This is a genomic window from Allosphingosinicella deserti (assembly GCF_003012735.1).
GTDB classification, from domain to species: Bacteria; Pseudomonadota; Alphaproteobacteria; order Sphingomonadales; family Sphingomonadaceae; genus Allosphingosinicella; species Allosphingosinicella deserti.
Genome location: NZ_PXYI01000007.1, coordinates 179,337 through 202,414, shown reverse-complemented (window position 1 = coordinate 202,414; position 23,078 = coordinate 179,337). Strand labels below are relative to the sequence as shown.

Annotated in this window: 19 protein-coding genes; 16 read left to right on the top strand and 3 right to left on the bottom strand. The window is 65.6% G+C overall.

Annotated elements, in window-relative coordinates; translation table 11 throughout:
- The first annotated feature begins 55 nt into the window (after nt 1–55).
- Genes rpiB through C7I55_RS20305 form a run of 4 tightly spaced genes read left to right on the top strand, consistent with a single transcriptional unit; the run spans nt 56 to nt 3,061 of the window.
- Nucleotides 56–514, top strand: coding sequence for a ribose 5-phosphate isomerase B (gene rpiB / locus C7I55_RS20320; protein WP_106514846.1), 459 nt, complete (start codon nt 56–58; stop codon nt 512–514).
- A complete protein-coding gene (glyA, locus tag C7I55_RS20315) occupies nt 514–1,842 on the top strand; it encodes a serine hydroxymethyltransferase (RefSeq protein WP_106514845.1) in 1,329 nt (442 codons plus the stop codon). The genes rpiB and glyA overlap by 1 nt, the downstream gene beginning before the upstream one ends.
- Nucleotides 1,843–1,850: 8 nt before the next feature.
- Nucleotides 1,851–2,312, top strand: a complete 462-nt coding sequence (gene nrdR, locus C7I55_RS20310; RefSeq protein WP_106514844.1) for a transcriptional regulator NrdR — start codon at nt 1,851–1,853, stop codon at nt 2,310–2,312.
- Nucleotides 2,309–3,061, top strand: coding sequence for an RNA methyltransferase (locus C7I55_RS20305; protein ID WP_106514843.1), 753 nt, complete (start codon nt 2,309–2,311; stop codon nt 3,059–3,061). The genes nrdR and C7I55_RS20305 overlap by 4 nt, the downstream gene beginning before the upstream one ends.
- A gap of 36 nt (nt 3,062–3,097) precedes the next feature.
- Here C7I55_RS20305 and C7I55_RS20300 read toward each other — a convergent pair whose 3' ends face one another.
- Nucleotides 3,098–3,418 carry a chorismate mutase gene (locus tag C7I55_RS20300; RefSeq protein ID WP_106514842.1) on the bottom strand — a complete coding sequence of 107 codons (321 nt, stop codon included), beginning with the start codon at nt 3,416–3,418 and terminating at the stop codon, nt 3,098–3,100.
- Nucleotides 3,419–3,636: 218 nt separating this feature from the next.
- Between C7I55_RS20300 and rpsD the strand changes: the two genes are divergently transcribed.
- The 11 genes from rpsD to C7I55_RS20240 all read left to right on the top strand — a co-directional run bounded on the left by rpsD (nt 3,637) and on the right by C7I55_RS20240 (nt 16,251).
- A complete protein-coding gene (gene rpsD / locus C7I55_RS20295; RefSeq protein ID WP_106514841.1) occupies nt 3,637–4,251 on the top strand; it encodes a 30S ribosomal protein S4 in 615 nt (204 codons plus the stop codon).
- A 270-nt stretch (nt 4,252–4,521) separates the two neighbouring features.
- Nucleotides 4,522–6,183, top strand: a complete 1,662-nt coding sequence (locus C7I55_RS20290; RefSeq protein ID WP_106514840.1) for a M28 family metallopeptidase — start codon at nt 4,522–4,524, stop codon at nt 6,181–6,183.
- Complete coding sequence (locus C7I55_RS20285) at nt 6,180–7,157, top strand: agmatine deiminase family protein (RefSeq protein WP_106514839.1); 978 nt, start codon at nt 6,180–6,182, stop codon at nt 7,155–7,157. Before C7I55_RS20290 ends, C7I55_RS20285 begins: the two co-directional genes overlap by 4 nt.
- A gap of 30 nt (nt 7,158–7,187) precedes the next feature.
- Nucleotides 7,188–8,036 (top strand): N-carbamoylputrescine amidase, encoded by an 849-nt coding sequence (gene aguB / locus C7I55_RS20280; RefSeq protein ID WP_106514838.1) that lies wholly within the window; start codon nt 7,188–7,190, stop codon nt 8,034–8,036.
- Between the two features lie 289 nt (nt 8,037–8,325).
- Nucleotides 8,326–9,009, top strand: a complete 684-nt coding sequence (locus tag C7I55_RS20275; protein ID WP_106514962.1) for an MOSC domain-containing protein — start codon at nt 8,326–8,328, stop codon at nt 9,007–9,009.
- An 82-nt stretch (nt 9,010–9,091) separates the two neighbouring features.
- Nucleotides 9,092–9,376 (top strand): ASCH domain-containing protein, encoded by a 285-nt coding sequence (locus C7I55_RS20270; RefSeq protein ID WP_199192961.1) that lies wholly within the window; start codon nt 9,092–9,094, stop codon nt 9,374–9,376.
- Between the two features lie 221 nt (nt 9,377–9,597).
- Nucleotides 9,598–10,914 carry a serine hydrolase gene (locus tag C7I55_RS20265; protein WP_233222323.1) on the top strand — a complete coding sequence of 439 codons (1,317 nt, stop codon included), beginning with the start codon at nt 9,598–9,600 and terminating at the stop codon, nt 10,912–10,914.
- A gap of 133 nt (nt 10,915–11,047) precedes the next feature.
- The gene (locus C7I55_RS20260) at nt 11,048–13,273 is read left to right on the top strand and encodes a TonB-dependent receptor (RefSeq protein ID WP_106514837.1); all 2,226 of its coding nucleotides are present in this window, start codon (nt 11,048–11,050) and stop codon (nt 13,271–13,273) included.
- Nucleotides 13,273–14,325 carry a PepSY-associated TM helix domain-containing protein gene (locus tag C7I55_RS20255; protein WP_106514836.1) on the top strand — a complete coding sequence of 351 codons (1,053 nt, stop codon included), beginning with the start codon at nt 13,273–13,275 and terminating at the stop codon, nt 14,323–14,325. Before C7I55_RS20260 ends, C7I55_RS20255 begins: the two co-directional genes overlap by 1 nt.
- 87 nt (nt 14,326–14,412) lie before the next feature.
- The gene (locus C7I55_RS20250; RefSeq protein WP_158266517.1) at nt 14,413–14,892 is read left to right on the top strand and encodes an OsmC family protein; all 480 of its coding nucleotides are present in this window, start codon (nt 14,413–14,415) and stop codon (nt 14,890–14,892) included.
- 234 nt (nt 14,893–15,126) lie between these two features.
- Nucleotides 15,127–16,251, top strand: coding sequence for a membrane dipeptidase (locus C7I55_RS20240; protein WP_106514833.1), 1,125 nt, complete (start codon nt 15,127–15,129; stop codon nt 16,249–16,251).
- A 149-nt stretch (nt 16,252–16,400) separates the two neighbouring features.
- Here C7I55_RS20240 and C7I55_RS20235 read toward each other — a convergent pair whose 3' ends face one another.
- Nucleotides 16,401–19,325: a TonB-dependent receptor domain-containing protein gene (locus tag C7I55_RS20235; protein WP_233222322.1), complete on the bottom strand. Its 2,925-nt coding sequence runs from the start codon at nt 19,323–19,325 to the stop codon at nt 16,401–16,403.
- Nucleotides 19,326–19,684: 359 nt separating this feature from the next.
- On the opposite strand from C7I55_RS20235, the gene C7I55_RS20230 reads away from it, so the two are divergent.
- Complete coding sequence (locus C7I55_RS20230) at nt 19,685–20,548, top strand: flagellin (RefSeq protein ID WP_106514832.1); 864 nt, start codon at nt 19,685–19,687, stop codon at nt 20,546–20,548.
- Nucleotides 20,549–20,596: 48 nt separating this feature from the next.
- Here C7I55_RS20230 and C7I55_RS20225 read toward each other — a convergent pair whose 3' ends face one another.
- The gene (locus tag C7I55_RS20225) at nt 20,597–22,981 is read right to left on the bottom strand and encodes a penicillin acylase family protein (protein ID WP_106514831.1); all 2,385 of its coding nucleotides are present in this window, start codon (nt 22,979–22,981) and stop codon (nt 20,597–20,599) included.
- Nucleotides 22,982–23,078 lie beyond the last annotated feature (97 nt).

Genomic DNA, 23,078 nt, shown 5'->3' with positions numbered 1-23,078 from the left:
GCGCACCGCCACTCGCTTAGAGAGGCGCCTTCAATCAAAAGCGGAGTCTTCCGGCGTGGCTGAGCGTATCGCCATCGTTTCCGATCATGCAGCTTATGCGATGAAGGCGGAGCTCGCCGAGCATCTGCGCGGCCAAGGCTATGACGTGCTCGATCTCGGCACGGCGTCGACGGACAGCGTCGATTATCCCGATTACGGCTACCGCATCGCGCGCGCGATCGCCGATGGCGAGGTCGAACGCGGCATTGCTCTTTGCGGATCGGGCATCGGCATCTCGATCGCCATCAACCGTCATCCCCATTGCCGCTGTGCCCTCGTCTCGGACGGCCTCTCCGCGCGGCTCGCCCGCGAGCATAATGATGCCAACGTGCTTGCCCTCGGCGCGCGCCTGATCGGTATCGAGACAGCGCGCGACTGCATTGCCCAATTCCTAGCCACCCCGTTCGCCGGCGGCCGGCATCAGCGCCGCATCGACAAGCTCACCAACCCCGATTTTGCGAAGGAGCCCGCATGATGAGCACCCGCCCAGCCAATGATGTCCCCGCCAACGATCTCAGCGACGTTCAGCCGGCCGGCTTCTTCACCGAGCGCCTGCGCGTCGCCGACACTGCGGTCGCCGATGCGATCGCGGCCGAGCTCGACCGCGAGCAGAACCAGATCGAGCTGATCGCGTCCGAGAATATCGTGTCGCGTGCCGTGCTCGAAGCACAGGGTTCGGTTCTCACCAACAAATATGCCGAAGGCTATCCGGGCCGCCGCTATTATCAGGGCTGTGCGCCGTCCGACGCGGTCGAGACGCTTGCCATCGAGCGTGCCAAGCAACTGTTCGGCTGCGGCTTCGCCAACGTCCAGCCGCATTCGGGTGCCCAGGCCAACGGCGCCGTCATGCTCGCGCTGACCAAGCCCGGCGACACCATCCTCGGCCTCTCCCTCGATGCCGGCGGCCACCTGACCCATGGCGCCAAGCCGGCGCTGTCGGGCAAGTGGTTCAACGCCGTCCAGTACGGCGTGCGTAAGGACGATCACCTGATCGACTTCGACCAGGTCGAAAGCCTTGCCAGGGAGCACAAGCCACGACTGATCATTGCCGGCGGCTCGGCTTATCCCCGGCACATCGATTTCGCCCGCTTCCGCGCGATCGCCGACGAGGTAGGAGCGTTGCTGATGGTCGACATGGCCCATTTCGCCGGCCTCGTCGCCGCAGGCGAGCATCCGAGCCCGTTCGGCCATGCCCATGTCGTCACCACCACCACCCACAAGACCCTTCGCGGGCCGCGCGGGGGCATGGTGCTGACCGATGACGAGGACATCGCCAAGAAGATCAACTCGGCCGTCTTCCCCGGGCTGCAGGGCGGACCGCTGATGCATGTCATCGCCGCCAAGGCAGTGGCCTTCGGCGAAGCGCTCGAGCCGGGCTTCAAGTCTTACGCGAAGGCGGTGATCGCCAATGCCAAGGCGCTGGCCGGGCGCCTCCAGGAGCGCGGCGCGGCGCTCGTCGCCGGCGGCACCGATACGCATCTTGCGCTCGTCGACCTGACGCCCCTCGGCATCACCGGGCGCGATGCCGACGAAGCGCTCGAGCGCGCCTCGATCACCTGCAACAAGAACGGCATCCCCTTCGATCCGCTGCCGCCGATCAAGACAAGCGGTATCCGGGTCGGATCGCCCGCGGGCACCACCCGCGGCTTCGGCGTCGCCGAGTTCCGCGACATCGCCGACATGATCGCCGACGTGCTCGACGGCCTCAAGGCCAATGGCCACGAAGCCAATGCGGCGGTCGAGGCGGAGGTCAAGGCACGGGTCCGCGCGCTGTGCGCCCGTTTCCCGATCTACCAGGATTAAGCCCGACCTTGCGTTGTCCCTTTTGCTCTCATGAAAACAGCCAGGTGAAGGATAGCCGTCCCAGCGAGGACGGCACCTCCATACGGCGCCGGCGGCAATGCGAGGATTGCGGTGCCCGGTTCACCACCTTCGAGCGCGTGCAATTGCGCGAGCTGACGGTGGTGAAATCGGGCAGCCGGCGCGAGCCCTTCGATCGCACCAAGCTCGATCGCTCGATCGCCATCGCCTGCCGCAAGCGGCCGGTCCCGCAGGAGCGGATCGACCGGCTCGTGTCGTCGATCCAGCGCCAGGTCGAGACGAGCGGCGAGAGCGAGATCGTCTCCACCCGCATCGGCGAGATGGTCATGGATGGTTTGAAGGCGCTCGATCCCGTCGCCTACATCCGCTTCGCCAGCGTCTACAAGGACTTCACCGAAGCGCGCGACTTCGAGGAATTCGCCGGCTCGGTCGGCGAAGTCGGCCGCGAATGACATCGCCGGCCCCTTCTCCCGCCCCAGCCCCTTCTCCCGCGATCGTTCTCGTCCGGCCCCAACTTGGCGAGAATATCGGCAAGGCCGCGCGCGCCATGCTGAATTTCGGCCTCACCGACCTGCGTCTGGTCAGCCCACGCGACGGCTGGCCCAATCCGGCGGCGGGGCCGGCAGCGTCCGGCGCGGACATCGTGCTTGAGAAGGCGCGCGTTTATGGCACCGTCGCCGAAGCGGTTGGCGACTGCGTCCATGTCTATGCGACCACGGTGCGCAAGCGGGGCCTGGTCGTACCGGTCGCGACCCCCGAGGAAGCTGCCCGCGAAATTCGCATGCAGCCGGAGCCTTCGGCGATCCTGTTCGGTGCCGAGCGCTCCGGGCTCGAGACGGACGAAGTCGCGATCGCCGCAAAGATCGTCACGGTTCCGATCAATCCGGAATTCAGGTCGCTGAACCTCGCCCAGGCGGTGATCCTGCTCGCCTATGAATGGTCGAAGCACGGCGATCTCCTGATGCCGACGATCGGCGAAGAGCGTGAGCCGCAGGCAAATCAGGGGCAACTGGAAGGCCTGATCGGGCAACTCGAGGAGTCGCTGGAAGCCGCCGGCTATTTCCATCCGCCGGATCGGACGCCGGCGACCAAGAACACGATCCGCACCCTCATCACCAAAGCCGGATGGTCGAACCGCGAAGTTCAGGCGATGCGCGGCATGGTTCGCGCGCTGGTCAATCCCCGCCCGCGGCAGGAATGATCGTTGCCGGACTCAGGGCTCGGGTCCGCCGGAAGCTCAGTCCTGCGCGGCAGGTGCTCCGTCGAAGCGAGCGAGCTCGTAAGCGATAGAGCCCTCGATCAGGCGCTCCCACAGATCCGTGACGAGGTCGATCGGCACGCCGAGCTCACGGGCATGATCGGCAACGTTCGCGAGCACTTGCGCCTTCCGACCTTCGTCGCGAACCGCTCCACGCTCCGTTTTGATGCGGGAGGCCGCGTCCATGTAGCGGAAGCGTTCGGCGAGCAATTCCACGAGGAGTCGGTCGAGACTGTCGACGCCGGCCCGCACTTCGGCCATGGTCCGGCAGTCCGCCGGCGGAGTGATATCGAATTCCATGAGGGGCGCTTAGAGGGTGATCGTCCCGTGGGGAAGTGCCCGCTTTCGAACGGGCGGGCCGACCGCATCGCCTCGCTTTTGCTTGACTTATCCACCCCTCGCCGCCATGTGCCGGCCTTCGCAATTGGCCCCGCACTCCGGTGAAGCGGTGGCCGCGTCCGATGCAGTTCGGGCGGTGCGGTTCCGGAAACATAGCAACCAAGCAGATTGGACCACAGATGAGCAAGCGCAGCAGCGCCAAGTATAAACTCGACCGTCGTATGGGCGAGAATGTCTTCGGTCGTCCGAAGAGCCCCGTCAACAAGCGTGAATATGGCCCGGGCCAGCACGGTCAGCGCCGCAAGGGCAAGATGTCGGACTTCGGCATCCAGCTTCGCGCCAAGCAGAAGCTGAAGGGCTATTATGGCGACGTCACCGAGAAGCAGTTCAAGAAGACCTTTACGGAAGCCGCCCGCATGAAGGGCGATACCTCGCAGAACCTGATCGGCCTGCTCGAACGCCGCCTCGACATGATCGTCTATCGCGCCAAGTTCGCGCCGACGATCTGGTCGGCCCGTCAGATCGTCAGCCACGGTCACATCCGCGTCAATGGCGTCAAGTGCAACATCGCGTCGCGCCGGGTGAATGTCGGCGACGTCATCGAACTGGGCCCGAAGGCGCGCGAGATGGCATTGGTCATGGAAGCGCAGGGTCTCGCCGAGCGCGAGATCCCCGATTATGTGAGCCCGGAAGGCAACGCCAAGATCACCTACACGCGCGTCCCGACGCTCGACGAGGTTCCCTACCCGGTTCGCATGGAGCCGAACTTGGTGGTCGAGTTCTACTCGCGCTGATCTTTCGGCAGATCCGGCTCTAGCCACGGAAACGGCCGTCCCTTGGGGCGGCCGTTTTGTTTTGAGGGTACTGCGTCCTGCGGCGCACGACTCTGAGTCAGAGCAACGATCTGGCGCCCATTGGCAAACCCGTTCAATCGTGGTCATCCCCCTGAGAATGAGCCCGTTTGAGCGGCGCAGAGCGGTGCGCTCCGTCGCCGGCGCAAGCTTGCATGGCCTCTGCCGTGGTGCCAATAGCCCGAACAGACTGCCGCCCGGAGAAACCACCCGATGTTCGTCAATCGCCTGCCCGCAATCCTCGCTGGCGCCCTGCTCTCCGGCTGCGCAAGTTCGGCGCTCGCCGCGGATTCCGCCCGCCGACCGGCGCCGATCTCGCTCGATACGCTCAAGTCCGCGACGCAGACGATGTCGACGGATGCGTTCGAAGGGCGTGCGCCGACTACCGCCGGCGAGGAGAAGGCCGTCGCATTTATCGCGGATCAGTTCCGGAAAGCCGGGCTCAAGCCGGGCAACAAGGGTAGCTGGTATCAGAACGTGCCGCTGGTCGAGAACACCGCCTCGCCCTCGCAGATGACGATCGGCGGTGGCAGAACGCCGCTCGTCTTCGACTATCGCAAGGATTTCGTCGCCAATACCTATCAGGTGCAGCCGCGCACCGAGCTCGCCGCTTCCGAACTGGTTTTCGTCGGCTACGGCATCAACGCGCCGGAGCGCGGCTGGAATGACTATGCCGGGCTCGATGTGCGCGGGAAGACGGTCGTGATCCTGGTCAACGATCCCGATTGGCAGGCTTCGGATCTGAACGGGCGTTTCGGCGGCAAGGCGATGACCTATTACGGCCGCTGGACCTACAAATATGAGGAAGCGGCGCGCCAGGGCGCAGCCGGCGCCCTGATCGTCCACCAGACCGAGCCGGCGGCCTATGGATGGAACGTCGTCCAATCTTCGTGGACCGGCGCGCAGTACAATATGGACGATCCCGACAACCATATGGATCAGTCGAAGATGGTCGGCTGGCTGACCCAGGATGCCGCGCAAAGGCTGTTCGCCGCGTCCGGCAAGGATCTGGGCGCGCTCGTCGAGGCGGCGAAGCAGCCCGGTTTCAAGGCGGTGCCGCTCGGCACCAACGTGTCGATCCGGCTCGACAATCAGATCAAGCGTCAGGCGTCCCGTAACGTCATCGGCGTATTGCCGGGCGCCAGGCGGCCCGACGAATATGTGATCTACACCGCCCATTGGGATCATCTCGGCCGCTGCGATGCCGATCCGTCCGGCGACGACATCTGCAACGGCGCCGTCGACAATGCCAGCGGCACCGCCGGCCTGATCGCGCTCGCCGAAGCTCATGCGAAGACGGGCGCGGCCGACCGCTCGATCGTCTTCGTCGCCGTCACGGGCGAGGAATCGGGGCTTCTCGGTTCGCAATATTATGCCGAGAACCCGGTCTATCCGCTGGCGAGCACGGTCGGCGGGGTCAACATGGACAGCCTCAGTCTCGCCGGCGATGCACGCGATTTCGTCGCCGTCGGAGGCGGCAAGTCGGAGCTCGACACCTATCTCGGCCGCGCCCTCGGAGGACTGACGGTCAAGCCCGAGCCGTCGCCCCAGGCCGGCTATTATTATCGTTCGGACCATTTCAGCCTCGCCAAGAAGGGCGTGCCGATGCTCTACGCGAAGCTCGGCAACGATCTCGTCAAGGGCGGCACCGCTGCGGGCGAGGCGTGGCAGACGCGCTATCGCGCCGAACGCTATCACGGGCCGAACGACGAATATGATCCCACTTGGGACTGGTCGGGCGCACTTCACGAGCTCCAGATCTACTGGCAGATAGGCCGTGATCTCGCCACCGGAAGCGCCTGGCCGAACTGGAACCAGGGTGACGAATTCCGCGCCATTCGCGATCGTTCGCGCAGCGGAGCCGCCGGCCAATGATCCTTCGCCAGAGCGCCGAATGGGACGAGCATGAATTCGTCTGGATTGGATTTCCAAGCCATGCCGATCTCTGGCTCGAGGATCTCGAGGCCGCGCAGGCCGAAGTCGCCGCCTTTGCCGCTGCCGTTCATGCCGAAGGGCGCGGCGAGGAGATTCGCATCGTCGCCGCAGATCCGGTTGCTGCCCGGCGCGCGGCCGAGCTCGCGCCGTTCGCCACCGTCGTCCAGGAGATATTCGGCGACATCTGGCTCCGCGACACCGGTCCGATCATCCTCGGTCATGGCGAGACGCGGGTGCCGCGCAGCTTCCTGTTCAACGGATGGGGCGGCAAATACGATCTCGAGGGCGACGACACGATCGGGCTGCGGCTCGCCAACAGCGCCGGCCTGGAGGCGGAGCGCCGCGAGTGGATCTTGGAGGGCGGCGCGGTCGACGCCGACGGCACCGGTCTGCTCGTCACCACCGAACAATGCCTGCTCAATCCCAATCGAAACCCGAGGCTCGACCGCAAGGCGATCGAATCGGCATTGCGCGGGGATCTCGGTGCGGAGCGGATCCTGTGGCTCGGCGAGGGTCTGCTGAACGACCATACCGACGGCCATGTCGACAATCTCGCGCGCTTCGTCGGCGAGAGCCGGCTCGCTCTGCCCGTGGCCGCCGGGCCTGACGATCCCAACGCGGCGATCTTCGAGGACGCGCGCCGCCGCGCCGAAGCGTTCGGCGTCGAGGTGGTGCCGATCCCCTCCCCCGGCCTCGTCGAGCGGGATGGCGAGATCGTTCCGGCTTCCTATATGAACTTCTACATCGGCAATGCGGCGGTGGTGGTGCCCATCTACGGCGCGCCGAATGACGACGACGCCGTGCGGGCGATCGGTGCGCTGTTCCCGGGCCGCAAGGCGGTGGGGCTGCGCGCGGACCATGTCCTGACCGGCGGCGGCAGCTTCCACTGCATCAGCCAGCAAATGCCGGCCTGACGCGCTTCCATCCGGGATGATCCGAACATCATGACCACGATCACCGTCGCCGCCCTGCAGCTCGCTTTCTCGGACGACGTCCAAGAGAATATCGCCGCCGTGTCGGAGCTCGTGCGTGAGGCCGCGGCCAAAGGCGCGAAGCTGATCCTGCCGCCCGAATTGTTCGAGGGCCATTATTTCTGCCGCACTCAGGACGAGGGCCACTTCACCCGCGCTTTGCCTGTCGACGAGCATCCGGCGGTGCTGGCGATGCAGAAGCTCGCGGCCGAGCTCGGAGTCTACATTCCGACGAGCTTTTTCGAGGCCGACGGCCATCATCATTATAACAGCCTGGCGATGATCGACGATCATGGCGCCGTCATGGGCGTCTATCGAAAGAGCCACATTCCGGATGGACCGGGTTACTCCGAGAAATTCTACTTCCGCCCCGGCAATACCGGCTTCAAGACGTTCAAGACGCCCTACGGCAAGGTCGGCCCCGCGGTCTGTTGGGACCAATGGTATCCGGAGACCGCGCGGGCGCTGATGCTCGACGGCGCCGAGATCCTGCTGTTCCCGACCGCCATCGGCACGGAGCCGCACGATCCCGATCTCGACACCAGCCGTTTGTGGCGGCGGGCGATGATCGGTCACGCCGTGTCCAACGTCGTGCCGGTGGTCGCCGCAAATCGGGTCGGCACCGAGCATGGCCAGCGTTATTACGGCAACAGCTTCATTTGCGACGAGCGCGGCGACATCCAGGCGGAATTCGGCGCCACCGACACCGGGGTGCTGGTCGCCACCCTGGATCTCGCCCAGGCCCGTGCCCACCGCTCCGCCTTCGGCTTTTTCCGCGATCGCCGCCCGGAGCTGTACGGCCGGATCAGCCAGGATATCTGACGGGCGCTGGGCGTCCCGCCAGCAGGGGAAGCACGGCGTCGGCGAGCTTGCGTGTAAGTTGAATATGTCCGTCTGCAACGTGGCAGGTATGGCCTTCCTCGAGCGCACCGTCATATGTTGAGCGGAGAAAGCGCAGATCACGATGCGGCGCCGGCTGATCTGAACGCAAAGTTCGCGAGGCGAACCACCAGCGCAGAAAGCGCCGCTGTCTCTTCGCTCTGCGGCGGTGCACTTTGTCGAACGATGCTTCACCCGGTAAGGACGCCCACGAACCGGAATGGAGAATGGGATGCCGCACATTCAGGCGCTGCTGACGGGTCCCGTCAGACCCCTTGGCCCGCGCGGCATCCCAAGCGGGATCGACAAGCATCCGGTCGAGGGGCGCCTGTGGCTTGGCCTGAATGGATTTGCGAGCGATGCCCAGGGTGATCTCAAGCATCATGGCGGGCCCGAGAAATCGGTTCACCATTATCCATTCGATCACCACGCTGCCTGGCGCGGCGAGATTGGCGATCTCGCGCTGCTCAATCGGCCGGGCGCCTTCGGTGAGAATGTGTCGACCACCGGGCTTACCGAAGCGGATGTGGCCATCGGCGATGTGTTTCGCGCAGGCGGCGCCCTGATCCAGGTCAGCCAGGGACGTCAGCCGTGCTGGAAGCTGAACGACCGCTTCGGCGTGGCGGATATGTCGCGGCGGGTTCAGGCGACCGGCCGAACCGGCTGGTATTACCGGGTGATCGAGGAGGGCCACGTGGATGTCGGCGACGCCATGACGCTGGTCGATCGCCCCTCGCCGGACTGGACGATCGCGCGCCTTTCGCGGCTCCTGTACGTCGACATGCTCGATCGGGATGCTTTGGCCATCGTCACCGCCCTCCCCCATCTTGCCGAGAATTGGAAAGTTCTCGCCGCGCGCCGGCTCGCCACCGGCGAAGTCGAAGACTGGTCGCGCCGTCTCGATTTCACCCCTTGATCCCTGTGCCCGTTGTCTCATTCTGGCCCCGACGTGACCGATATTGCTGACGTCTGCGTCATTGCTCTATCTTCGTGAGATGATGTTCGCCAAACGCCTTCGTGAAGGTGTCCGGGAGGGCCGGATCACCTGCAGCATCCGGATCTGGACCCGGCCGCACGTCAAGGTCGGCGGAGCCTATCCGATGGAGCACGGCCATATCATTGTTGACGCGATCCGGCCGATCGCACTCGGCGATGTCACCGGCGCGCTCGCCCGCCGCTCCGGTTTCGAGGGCATGGTCGACCTGCTCAAGACGGCGAAGCACGGCAGCGGCAGCAACGTCTACCTCGTGGATTTTCATTACGTCCCGCCAGAACACGCCTGAAATAGGGTCGTGCTCGCCGGGAATTCGAAGCGACGCCAGCCGGTTAGGATTTCAGGGATCGTTCCGCGATTTCGCCGAAACGGGCGCGTTCTGCGCCGAACGGGGCTGATGCTGCGTCGAAACACACCTCGCGCATGCCCCGCGTTAATCTGACCATGCTATTCACCACTGCGGCTTGCACGGGTGTGCAAGCTCTGTGGTCTGCGGGGTGGAGCGTGTCGATGCGGCGTGTTGCGATGCTTTTCTGGATGCTTGCTTTCGTCGCCCAGCCGGCGGCGGCCTCGCCGGATTACAAGGCCGTCGAGCAGAAGCTCGCGTCGATGGCGGCCGAGAACCCGGGCGAATATGGGATTGCCGCCGTCGACCTCGCGACCGGCACGATGATCAGCTTCAACGGCAACGAGCCTTTCCCTATGGCGAGCACGATGAAGGTCGCGGTCGCCGCGACGTATCTGTCGCAGGTCGACGCGGGACAGCGGTCCCTCGACACGCTGATCGCCGGGGTGAGCGCGCGCACCCTTATGGACCAGATGATCACCCGCAGCGACAACCGCGCCACCGATCTGCTGATTGCCGAGCTCGGCGGACCGCAGGTGATCGACAATTGGATGCGCAGCCACGGCCTCAGCGGCATCCGCGTCGACCGCACGATCGCCCAGCTGCTCAGTGCACGCCGCGATCTGCGCGATGTCCGCGATTCCAGCACGCCCACCGCGATGCTGAGCCTGCTGCGCACCGTAGATGGTCCTCGGGCGCTGACGCCGGCAAGCCGGTCTCTGCTGCTCGACATGATGAGCCGCTGTCACACCGGCCGGAACCGGATGCGGGCGCTGCTGCCGGCCGGCACCAGGGTCGAGCACAAGACCGGAACGCTCAACGGCTATACTGGGGACGTCGGGTTCGTCACCCTGCCCGATGGCCGCCGCATCGCCGTTGCCCTGTTCGCCCGCGGCGGCGTCAACCGACCCGCGGTGATCGCAACCGCGGCGCGCACCATCTACGACGCATTCGGAGCCGAGGCTTCGCAGGCTCGGTTCGCTGTCAAGGCAACGGCGCCGGCCACCGGCTTTGCCACGGGGCTATCTCCGGCGACGACACCAGCCGCCGCCTTTGCCACAGCGCGTTCGCCGATGAAGGCACCGGCGAGTGCCTTCACCCCGGCGCGACCTCCCGTGAACGCACCGGCCAGCAACTTTGCCGCGGCGCGTTCACTGATGAAGGCACCAGCCAGTGCCTCTGCTCCGACGCAGCCTCGGGTGGCGGCTCCGGTCAGCGCCTTCACCGCCGCGCGTTCGCCGATGAAGGCACCGGCGAGTACCTTTGCTCCGGCGCAACCTTCGGTGACGGCACCGGCCAGCGCCTTCACCGGGGTGCAGTCTTCGGCGCCCGCGATGACCACGCGCTGCGCCGCCCCCGACCTGCGAACCCGGACACTCGCCGAGATCGTCCGCGACGCAACCGAGCCCGCCAGCACCCAGCCGGCGCAAACCTGCCTTCCGGGCGCAATCACGCAGGGAAACCGCGCGCCCGCTCTGTAATCGGCTCGCCTGAGGACGGAGTGGCGCGCCCGCAGGCGGCCAGGGTCGGACAGGCACGTAAGAACACCCCAGTTGCGACTGACTTGCAATAGCGTTGTGCGCTGGATAGAGCGCACAGCGAAGGGGAGTTTCGATGTGTTCGTCTTACCGCCGGCACTTGTTGGCCGCCGCCGCCCTGCTCGCGCTTGCCGCCCAGCCCGCTTACGCTGAGGATGCGGCCGCGAGCGTCGCCAACGTCGACGAAGACGGCGAAGGTTACGACGGCTCGCCCGCGGCGGGAGAAGAGATCGTCGTCACCGCGGCGCGGTCGATCCTGCCGCCCAGTGCCCTGCCCCTTACCGTCGACGTCATCGACAAGGCAGCGCTCGACCAGCAGATCGCGATCTCGGGTTCGGTCACCGACGCCGTCTCCGCCCTTACCCCGTCCTTCTCCCCGACACGCCAGAAGCTGTCCGGCGCCGGGGAGACGCTACGCGGACGCTCCCCGCTTTATGCGATCAACGGAATTCCACAATCGACCCCGCTGCGCGACGGCAGCCGGGACGGTTTCACCATCGATGGCTTCTTCGTCGACCGCGTGGAGCTGATTTACGGCTCGAATGCGTTGCAAGGCATCGGCGGGACCGGCGGTGTGGTCAACCAGGTCACCGTCGGCGCACCCCGCACCGAGGGGTTCAGCGGGCGCGTGCTCGTCCAGGGCAGTGCCGATGCCGACGTCCACGAGGACGGGCTCGGCGGCAAGATGGCCGGGCTCGTTCAGTACAAGACAGGCCCGTTCGATGCGAGCGTCGGCGGCGCCTACGACAAGCGCGGCGTCTTCTATGACGGACGCGGCAATCCGGTCGGCCTCAATCTCACCCAGGGCGAGACCCAGGATTCCCGATCCTGGTCGCTGTTCGGACGTTTCGGCTATGCGTTGAGCGACACCGCGCGGATCGACCTGATCGCAAGCCGCTTCCAGCTCGATGGAGACGGCGATTTCATTGCGATTCCCGGCAACCGTGCGACGGGGCTGCCGACCAGCGCGGTGCGCGGAACGCCGCCGGGCGAACCCGCCGCCAGCCGCACCGAAAGTGTCGCTTTGTCGCTCACCGACACCGAGGTGTGGGGTGGGAACCTGGTCACCCAGATCTTCTGGAATCGCACCCACGACATATTCGGCGGCGAGATCGCGCCGATCTCCACCTTCCAGGATCCGGCGATTGCGCCGGTCGGCACCCTGTTCGACCAGTCCGAAAACCGGTCCCGCAAATATGGCGGCAAGTTCAGCTACGAGCGGGCGATCCCCGGCTTCCAGGGACTGACCGCGATCCTCGGCTTCGATGCCTTGTGGGACTCGACCGAGCAGCGGCTGATCGCCACCGACCGGACCTGGGTGCCGCCGACCGATTTCCGCAGCCTCGCGCCGTTCGGGCAGCTCAACCTCGCGCTCTTCGGCGACACGGTGCGGCTGGCGGGCGGCGTGCGCTGGGAGAATGTGGAGATGCGCATCGACGATTACCGCACGCTCGCCTCGACGACGTTCGTCGCGCCAAGACAGTCGACATTCGGCGGCGTGGACGTGTCCGGCGGAAGCCCGAAGTTCGACGATCTGCTGGTCAATGGCGGCGTGATCTTCGAGCCGCTCGAGGGCATACGCGCTTACGCCAGCTATGCAGAAGGGTTCACCGTTCCCGACATCGGCCGCATCACCCGGGCGATCCGCACGCCGGGGGTCGATCTCGACAATTATCTCGATATCAGCCCGATCGTCTCGAACAACCGCGAGATTGGCCTCGAGGTCAAACGGGGTCCGCTCGACGCGAGCCTCGCTTATTTCTGGTCGTCGAGCGACAAAGGCCAGCTCCTGATCGCCGCGCCCGGCGGCATCTTCGACGTCCAGCGGCTGCGCACCGAGATCAAGGGCCTCGAGATCAATCTCGGCGTGGCGCTGCCGATCCCCGGGGCGCGGGTGTCGGTCGGCTATGCGCATCTCGACGGGCGCTACGACAGCGACTTGGTTCCCGACGGGCTCGTCGACACCGATCTCGACGGCACCAACATCTCGCCGGATCGCCTCAACCTCGCCGGGAGCTATGAGCGCGGGCCGCTGTCGCTGCGCGTCCAGACGCAATTCTTCCTGTCGCGCACCTTCACCGGCCGAATCCGGGATCCGCGCAACGATTTTGGCGGCTACAACGTCACCGACGCCGCGATCCGATATGAGATCGGCTTCGGCGCGCTGAGCCTCAGCGCGCAGAATGTGTTCGACGCATTCTACATCGATTATTCCAGCGACACGCGGCTGCCGACCGACAATCTCAGCTTCTTCGCCGGGCGTGGACGCACGATCACCCTCGGCTGGGATTACCGGTTCTGATCCGCCTGCTCGATCTCCTCCACCGCTGGACCGGCGGTCTGGTGGGCCTGCTCCTCGCCCTGATCGGTCTGTCGGGCGCGATCCTGGTGCACAAGGATGCGTGGATCGCCCTCCCCCATGCCGGCGATCCGCTGGTCCGCGATCCGGCCGTGATCGCCGGCACGACGGCGCGGCTGCTGGCCGAGCGCGACGTGCAGAGCATCGTCTATGCGAGCGACCGGTTCGGCCTGCACCAGCTCCGCACCGCAGCCGGAAGCGGCGCCTATTCGGATCAGGCCGGGACGGTGGTTGCGCGATGGTCGAGCCAGTGGCAGCGCCCGGAGCTCTGGCTGTTCGACTTCCACCATCATCTGTTCGCCGGGGATGCGGGAGAGACGGTGATCGGCATCGCCGGCACCGCCTCGATGCTCTTCGTCCTGACGGGTGTAATCCTGTGGTGGCGGACGCGGCGGACGTTCAAATTCCGGCTGCTGCCCAAGCGGATGAGCCGGCCGGCGATCGTCACGCACCATCGCGATCTCGGCATCGTCGTCGCGCCTTTGTTGCTGCTGTCGGCGCTGACCGGAACGATGATGATCTTCCGTCCGGTCGGCGAAGCGGCGGTGGCGCCGTTCGGGGCTTATGGCAGCGTCTCAGCGTCGCTTGCGGCGCCCGAGGTCGAGGGCGGCGCGATGCCGGAGCGGCCGGATTGGCAGCGGATCATCCTGTCGGCCCACGCCCGCTTCCCGGACGCGACGATCCGGATCCTGTCGCTGCCGCGCAAGCCCGGCGATCCCATCCAGATCCGCATGAAGCGCGCCTCGGAATGGCTGCCGAACGGGCGTTCGACCCTGTGGATCGACGCGGCGGACGGCCGTATCCTCGCTGCCCGCGACGCTTTGACGCTCCCGGCCGGGGCGCAGCTGTTCAACAAGGCCTATCCGGTCCATTCCGCCAAGGTCGGCGGCTTTGCCTGGAGAATGGTGATGACCATCTCGGGTCTGGCGCTGTTCCTCCTAGGCTCGCTGGCGGTGTGGAGCTTCTGGTTCAGACGGCCGCGCGGCCTGAAGTGAGGCCCGAGCATCCGGGAGCAATGATGCCGCACTGGCGCCGGATTCTGGTTAAGCTCGCGTGCGAATGACCGAGAGGAAGGAACCATCGTGATCGAGTCGGAGGATTCCGTGCTGGTCCAGGAGACCGGGGCGGGTCGATTTCAGGTGCGGGTGGATACGGGTGAACATCAGCTCACGGTCGATGAGCCGGCAGCCTTTGGCGGCGGATCGTCGGGGCCTAATCCGTTCGACCTGATCGAGGCCGCCCTGGGGGCGTGCACGCTGATGACGATGCGGCTTTATGCCGAGCGCAAGGGCTGGAGCCCGGATCGGATGAGCGTTCGAGTGACGCATCACAAGGGGTCGCCCGCGGGACGGGACCGGTTCGAACGCGTGCTTGAACTCGGCGACATGCCCGAGGAGCAGCGGGATCGGCTGGTGCAGATCGCCCAGAGGTGCCCCGTTCACCTGCTGCTCGAACGCGGCGCGGACGTCTCGACGACGGTCGCGGACTCTGCGCTGGAAGGCGGTGTCGCCGAGGGGCTCCATGCTCAGCTGATCGACGCCCTTTGCAACGAGGCGCGCTGACCTCGGGATGCCGTGCCGATTGCCAAGACGGCGGATCCGAGTTGCGCGACGCCGCGCGGGTTCAAGCTCGCGCTCCCCGGCATGCGCGGCGGGCAGCACCGGAATACGAGGGTGGCGGATCGATTGCTGCGTGACGGGATCGTCCATATCGACCCACCCGCGCTGTCTTTCGCTCAGCGCCGTTTGAGCGAGCCGGCGCAGGACCGAACGTCAGCCTCCGAAGGAAGCGATTGAATGCCGGATGATGTGCTTGCCTGCTCTCGCAGGTCCATTCTTGGCGCGCTTGCGGCAGCCCCGCTTGCAGGGTGCGTCCCCAGCCGCTCGCCACGCTCCCCCCTGCCCGCCCCCGGCTTCGTCGACGGGCTGAGCTTCCTGCCCAAGACTCTGTCGGACATTGCTGCTGCCGGTCTGAACGCGATGATCTGCGACGTCTCGGAGGTCGCAGAGGTGCGCGATCCCGATGGGACGCCGCGCTACCGAAGAACGTTCGAGGCCAATGACGCAGCCCTCGATGCCGGGGCAGCCCGACTCCGCGACAGCGATGTCGCATTCGTCGCGCAGCGCGGCAGCGACATCGGCCACCGGCCCGGCTGTGCCGCCTTTCTGCAATTCCAGTCGTGCGAGCCCGTGGGCGACGATCTTGCGCGGCTCGCACGCTTTCACGACAAGGGCCTTCGGGTGCTGCAATTCACGCATCACAACGACACGGCTTTTGCCGGTGGCGCCATCGAGCCCGTTCAGACCGGTCTCACCAGGCTCGGCGTCGCCGGCCTCGACGAGATGAACCGGCTGCGGATCCTGCCCGACGTTTCCCACGGGTCGGTCGCGACCATGATCGAGGCCGCGCGGCTCAGCCGCACGCCGGTCGTCTATTCCCATGGCGCGTGCCGGGCGATCCTCGATCATCCCCGCTGCATCCCCGACGAGGCGATCCGAGCCATCGCTGACCGCGGCGGCGTGATCGGAATCTTCATGATGAGCTTCTGGCTCACCCGTGATGCCGTGCCCCGGGTCGAGCACCTCCTCGCCCACGTTCGGCACGTCATCAAGGTCGGCGGGATCGAAGCTGTCGGGATCGCAAACGACTTTCCGATGGGAGGTCAGGAAAATCTGCTGAAGCTCAACAACGACAATCGCGAAGGCGTGAAGGAATATCTCGAATGGTGGCGCGCTATGCACGCCCTCGGCATCCCGGGCTTCGCTTGGACACCCGAGCACGTCGTGATTCCGGAACTCAACACGCTCGACCGAATGGCCCGCATCGAACGCGCCCTCGAGGCAGGCGGCTTTCGCCGGCGCGAGATCGAGCAGGCCATGGGCGGCAACTTCGCGCGCGTGCTCACGGACGTGCTTGGCTGAGCTCTGCTTCCATGCCGCCGGCTCGGCGGGTGCCGGATACGACGCAGGTCCGCTCCTGCGCCATTTGGGCAGGAACGGACCTGTCAAACGATCCCGTCACGCGCTTCGCCACCAGGTAACGGAACCTGGTGGCGGGTCAGGAACGCGGTTCAGAAGCGGAAGTCGACTCCGGCGTAGAGCATCCGGCCGAACAGATCGTAGGTTGTCGCCGACGTCTGCGTACCCGGGAAAGTAACCGGATTGGTGTCGTTGAACAGTGGCGGCCTCTTGTCGAAGATGTTGTTCACGCCGAAATAGACTTCGAACTTCCGGTCGTCCTTGGGCCCGACTCCGAGCCGGAGCTGGGCATCGTGGTACCAGAAGGCGCCGGTCCGGATCGGATCCGGATCGGTGACGTCATCAACGACCGAGCTGTAGTAGTTGGCACGCCAGTTCAGCGAGAAATCATCGGTCGACAGCATCGCGGAGCCGAACACCTTGTCCTTGAATCCGGTGCCGAGGCGACCGCAGCTGTAGCAATCGAGCTGACCGACTTCGTCCTGGGTCGGCCCGCCGGGGAACGACGTCTGCTCCTGCGACAGCAGGTGGTTCCAGTAGACCGAGAGATCGAGGCGGACAGGGCCGAAATCGTGGTTGAAGCGGGCCTGCGTGTCGATGCCCTCGACCAGGAAAGATCCGGTGTTGAGGTTCAGCGCGTTGACCGTGATCACCCGCCCGGTGGCATCGCGGACGACGTTGTCGCAGAAGATATCTTCGCCGCTGCCGGTATAGCATTCGTCGAGCGACGTTTGCTGTCCGATGATGCCGATCGCGTTCTCGACCTTGATCCGATAATAATCGACCGTCAGGCTGAAATTGCGCAGGAAGGTGGGGGTGAACACCACGCCTGCGGTCAGAGTCTTGGCCTTCTCTTCCTCGAGACCGAGATTTCCGCCAAGGAACCCGTTGATGGTCTGGATCTGCGCGGTCGAATAAACGAAGCCGCCGGCCGTCTGTGCCGCGGCGGCGATTGCCGGAATGGCAAGGCAGCTTGCCGGAAGCGATCCGCCCGCCACGACGATCGGGGCGCCGTCGCCCTCTCCGGCGCGCTGATCGCAGGGATCGGTCACGGCGGGGAAGGTCTCGCTCTGCGCGGAGAACAGTTCCGAGATGCTCGGCGCCCGGGTCGCCTCGGCATAGATCGCGCGGAAGCGGATGTCGCGGGTGGGCGCATATTCACCGCCCGCCTTCCAGCTCCAGACCCCGCCCACCGTCGAGTAATCGGCATAGCGGACCGCGCCTTCGAGGCCGAGATAATGGAAGCCGGCCCGGTCGGCGAGGATCGGGGCGACGAGCTCGACGAAGCCTTCCTTCACATTGTACTTGCCGCGCGTGTCGGAGAGGAAGTTGCCGAGCGTCAGGCCGAGATTGGTGGCCTCGTCGAAATCCTCGCTGCTCTTCTCTCGCCGATATTCCACGCCGGCCGCGAAGCCGAGCGCGCCGCCGGGCAGAGTGAAGGCGTCGCCGGAGATGGTTGCGGCGAAAACATCCTGCTGCACCTTGGCATTGTAGGTCGACAGCAGCCCGCCGTCCGTCACGTAGTTGGAGGCTTCTGGCGTCGCCGTGTTGAAGCCGAAGATGTTGATCGGCACGCATGCCGGATCATTGTTGTTCGGATTGGCATCGACGTTGATCGAGCAGACCGGGCCATTGGGTCCGGCGACCGCGTTCAGCGAATTGACGTAATTGGGCCCAAGGATGGTCTCCGACGACGTCGAATCCTTGGACTCGCCGTGATTGTAGAAGACGTCCCACTTGAAGCCGTTGCCGAGTTCGCCGCGGACGCCGGCGACCACCCGCCAGAGCTCGCGATCGTTGCGGTTGCTGCGGTCGAAGATATCGTTCGAACGGCGGCGGAAGGGGATTGCAGTGATGTCGTTGTCCGGATCGGCATCGGTGTTCAGCGCGTTTGCTGCCGCCAGTATCTGTGCCGGAATGAACGGGTTGGTCAGGGGAATGCCGGCATAACCCGTGCCGTCCGCGTTGGTCAGATCGGTGTTGGCCACTGCTTGCGGCTCGAGGCTCGAACGCGCCTTGGTCTTGGCATATTCGCCTTCGACGAACAGTTCGATGCCGTCGGTGATCTCGAACTTGCCGAGCACGGTGCCGAGATAGCGCTCGACCGGGACGGCCAGGTAGCGATCATCGTTGCGGTTGTAGCCGTTGATGTTGGCACTCTGATAGGGGATGACCTGGTTCCCCTGGTTGAACGTGAAGGTCGAGGCCCCCGGAGCGAAGCTGCCATCCGGGCTGAACAATCCTTGGGCCGCGAACGAGCTGCGGTTCGGCACGTCGGTGGCAGAGAAGGCACGTTTGCGTGAACGCAGCCCGGCGTCCCGGTCATATTGGCCGTAGACGATCAGGTTACCGCGGCCGTCGGCGAAGCCGGTTCCGGCGGTCACCGACACATATTGCCGTGCTGCGTCGCCTTCGTCGGAGATCGTGCCCTGGCCGCGCACGCGAACACCGGTGAAATCATCGTTGAGCACGAAGTTGACGACGCCGGCGATCGCCTCCGAGCCGTAGACGGCGGAAGCGCCTCCCGTGACGACCTCGATCCGCTCGATGAGATCGGTCGGAATCGTGTTGAGGTCGACGATCGACGTTCCGGGAAGACCCGCGACGAACCGGCGGCCATCGACGAGGACGAGCGTGCGCGCCGATCCGAGGTTGCGCAGGTTCACCGTCGCCTGGCCGTTGCCGGTGGTCGAAAAATTGCTCGAGGTGCGGCTGAGATTCTGGCCGACCGAGGGAAGGTCGGCGAGGGCGTCCTGGAGATTGGCCGCGCCGGTCGCCTGAATGCCCTCGTTGGACAGGACGGCAACCGGAACCGAAGCGGAAACGTCCGGCCGGGCGATGCGCGAACCGGTCACCACAATGCTGCCGGCCTCTTCACCCGCAGAATCGTCGGCGCTCTCGTCGGTTTGCGCGATCGATTCGACCGGGCCCGTCTGCGCGAACGCCGGCATCGACACACCGGCCATCCCGATCAGCAATGTGGAGGCAAGAAGACGCACCTTGTAATGCTGTGTCATAATCATCCCTTTTCGAGCTTCCGGACTGACCGCGGCGCTGGCATCCATGTCGAAAGGACCTCCTACATCGGCACACTCGGCAGGCAAGTAGACTGGCAGATGCGGATGCGTGATCCTGTCCGACCGTGCTTTCTCGGTCACAGGGTATGGTGCGATCATCGATGAATGCGCCACGCTGAGGGGCCCTGTGCGCCGCCTTGCATGAAATTTCTCGAGCGGTTGAACAAAAAAAGCCGTGGCGACCGACAGAACGGCCATTTCCCATCCACAATATGCTTGCGGGCTGCTTTCGCCCGCCGCCGACGGGCCGCGATTAGGCCCAGGTCTCGGGTGGAGACCGCTCAAATGGGGGATTTAGAATGGCATTTTCCGTGAACACTAACACCGGCGCGATGGCCGCTCTGCAGAGCCTGAACGCCACCAACAAAGGCCTTGAGCAGGTTCAGAGCCGAATCAACACCGGCCTCAAGGTTTCGTCGACCAAGGATGATTCCGCGTCCTACACGATCGCGCAGACGCTTCGCGGCGACCAGGGCGGCCTCCAGGCCGTCGGCGCCTCGCTGTCGCGCGCCAAGAGCGTGACGGACGTTGCGGTCGCCGGTGCGGAATCGATCTCGGACATCGTCAACCAGATGAAGCAGAAGGCTCAGCAGGCTTCTGACGGTGGTATCGATACCGAGAGCCGCACGGCCATCAACAAGGATTTCGAGGCGCTCCGCGAACAGATCAAGACGATCGTCGATTCCTCGACCTTCAACGGCACGAACCTTCTCAAGGCTTCGGGCGGCACTGTTACGGCGCTGCAGTCGCTGAGCGACACGGACAGCAACTCGGGCACCTACACTCCGGATTCGCTCTCGGTTGACAACCTCGAGCTCGACCTTGGCCGTTCCGGCGGTACGTTCGAGAAGCTGACTACCACCAGCAAGATCGACACCGCCGCCCTTGCAAAGACGATGGTCAACGATCTTGGCGACATCGCCAAGAACCTCAACGCCAAGCTCAGCACGCTCGGTGCGGCTTCGCGCAAGATCGACGCCCAGGCTTCCTATACGAGCAAGCTTTCCGACGTCGTCGAGGGCGGCATCGGCAATCTCGTCGACGCCGACATGGCGAAGGAATCGGCGCGTCTGCAGGGTCTCCAGGTCAAGCAGCAGCTTGGCGTTCAGGCTCTGTCGATCGCCAATCAGGCGCCGCAGACGATCACCTCGCTGTTCCGCTAATCGATACCATGCCGGCGCCCGGATTCTCGGCTCAGGGCGCCGGCACTCTCACCGTCGGCGGGCCGGCCGCAGAAGCGTTCGGCCCGCCGCCTGCGCATCCACGGCGGCGCGGCTGAACAGCATTGGCTGCAACTTTCCGCCGGTCCACGGCAGATATTGATCGCGATAATGCGGCGAGCGCGGGTCGTTGGACTGGCCCGGCAGGTTCAGCATCAGCGAATTGTCCCACGCACCGACATCGATTACCTGGAGATAGCTGGCGCCGCCGCTGGTCTGCCAGTTCGGCGCATCGCGCAACCAGCGCGCCATCACCGTATAGGAGTCGCCGCCCGATCCCTCGCCTTCGATCGCCGGGAAGGCAGCGGCGATGGCCGGCAGCCGCGAGAGCGGGTGCGCGATGCGCACCTGGTGAAGGGCCGCCCAGCGCCACGTGGCGGGATCCGGCCCGAGCCGCCCGACGGCAGTCGCCCAGGCGGCGGCAAGCGCTGCATCGAAGAGAGCGTCGCGCGCTGCCGCGGGATCCGCGCCGAGCCGCGCGTCGGGCATGGCAAGGAGGCCGAGCAGCACTGACGGCGCAATCTCGTCGACCAGTGCGCGCGCACGGTCGGGCACGATCGCCGCAAGCATCCTGTCGCCGAGTTCGCGCCAAAGGATCTGGTACAATGCGGCCGCGCCGCTGCCGCCATCCATCCGAGCATCCCACCCGCGCAGCATCGCGATTGCCGGTTGGGCGCCGGCCGAGCCGCGCGCCGGAAGCAAAGCGATGAGCTGTCGGGCCGGCGTCGACAGCGTGTCGTGCTGAAGCGCGACGCTGTCGCCGAGGCTGTGCTGCGGCTGCGCGCGGAGAACTTCGGCAATGCGCTCGTAGCGATAGGGATCTCGGAACGAGAAGGCCGGAATGCGATCGCGCGGCCAGTTGGCCGGAAGGTTGTTCTGATTTGCCGAAGCAAACCATCCCGCGGCCGGATTATATGCGCTCGGCAGCGCACGGAAATCGCGCATGCCCGTCCAGTCGTAGCGGCCGTCACCGGGTACCGGCATCAGGCCGTCGCCCTTGCGGCGCATCGGCACGAAGCCGATCACCTGCCATCCGTGATTTCCGTCGACATCGGCATAATGGAAGTTGGTCGGTGAAGGATGGAAGCGAAACGCTCTGCGCAGGCCCGTCCAGTCCCGGGCGAGATTGATCGCGATCATCGAGAACGCGCCGCTGGCACCCGGTTGCAGCTCGATAGCCGCGAGCGCGGTCGCCCGCCTTCGGGCAGGGTCGTGCGACACGACCGGCCCGTGGACGGAGTGGCGCAGGACCGAGGTGACAGGGGCGCCGCCACGCACCGGAATCGAGATCTCCGTGCGTTCGAACCTCTTCCAGCCGCCGGCGTGACGGTAACGCTCCGGATCGGCAGGATCGAGCTCCAGGATGAACAGATCTTCCTGATCGATATGGAAGTTGGTTCGTCCGAAGGCGAAGCGATCGGTGTGGCCCTGCATGATGCCGGGAAGGCCGGGCGAGCCGGCGCCGATTACGTCGAGCCCGGGGGCGCTCAGATGGGCGACGTGGCGCGGCCCGAAACCGCCGATGCCGAGATGCGGATCGTTGGCGAGGATCGGCCGCCCGGTGGCGCTGCGTGCCGGTGCGATCGTCCAGGCATTGCTGCCCGCGTTGGCGCGCTCCGCGGCACCGGGATTGGCCGCATCCGGCACCGGGATGATCGATCCGAACGGCAGCCCACCGCCGCGCAGCACGCCAAGATCGGCATCGGACACCGCAGCCGCGTCGAGGCCCTCCGGCACCCGCAACGTCGAGGCCGGACGGAGCGGCGCCATCACTGCGTCGAAATCGAGCAGGCCCATTCCCGCCAGCCGGGCGCGGCGCACTTCGTCCTCGACGCTGCCGCCCTGGACTCCCCGCGCAAGCACCAGATCACGCAGATCCCACCGCAGCGGCCGCACGCCGAGGATGGAATATTCGAGCGGCAGCAGAGCGGGATCGGCGAGGACTTCGTCGATGCGCGCATTGATGCCCGCCACATAGGCTTTGGCGCTGGCGAGAATGTCGGCGGGGATTCGCGCGAGTTCGGCATCGAGATCGCCGCGATAGTGGAACAGATGCGCAGTCGCGTCGTGCCGCGCGAAGTCGGGTCCGAAGGCCTCGGCAAGGCGCCCGAGCTCCCGCCGATGCGCGAGATCGATCTGGAACAGGCGGTCGCGGGCAACGACATAGCCTTGCCCGAAAAACGCATCGGGGATGGAGCGCGCACGGATGTGCGGGATGCCATACGGATCATCGATGATCTCGATCGGCCTGGATAGGCCCGCCGCATCCACCTGCCGGACGCCCCCGCGCGGCAGCGATCCGGCAGCCTCGGTACCGGCAGGCACCATGGCCAGCGCCGCCGCGGAGCCCAGCAAGAATGAACGACGATCGAGCATCGGCAAAATTCCACCTTCGTGACGGTCGACGCTAAACCGGCGGCCGACGAGGCGTCACATGCCAAAGGCTCGGGCGACCATAAGACAAGGCTATGGG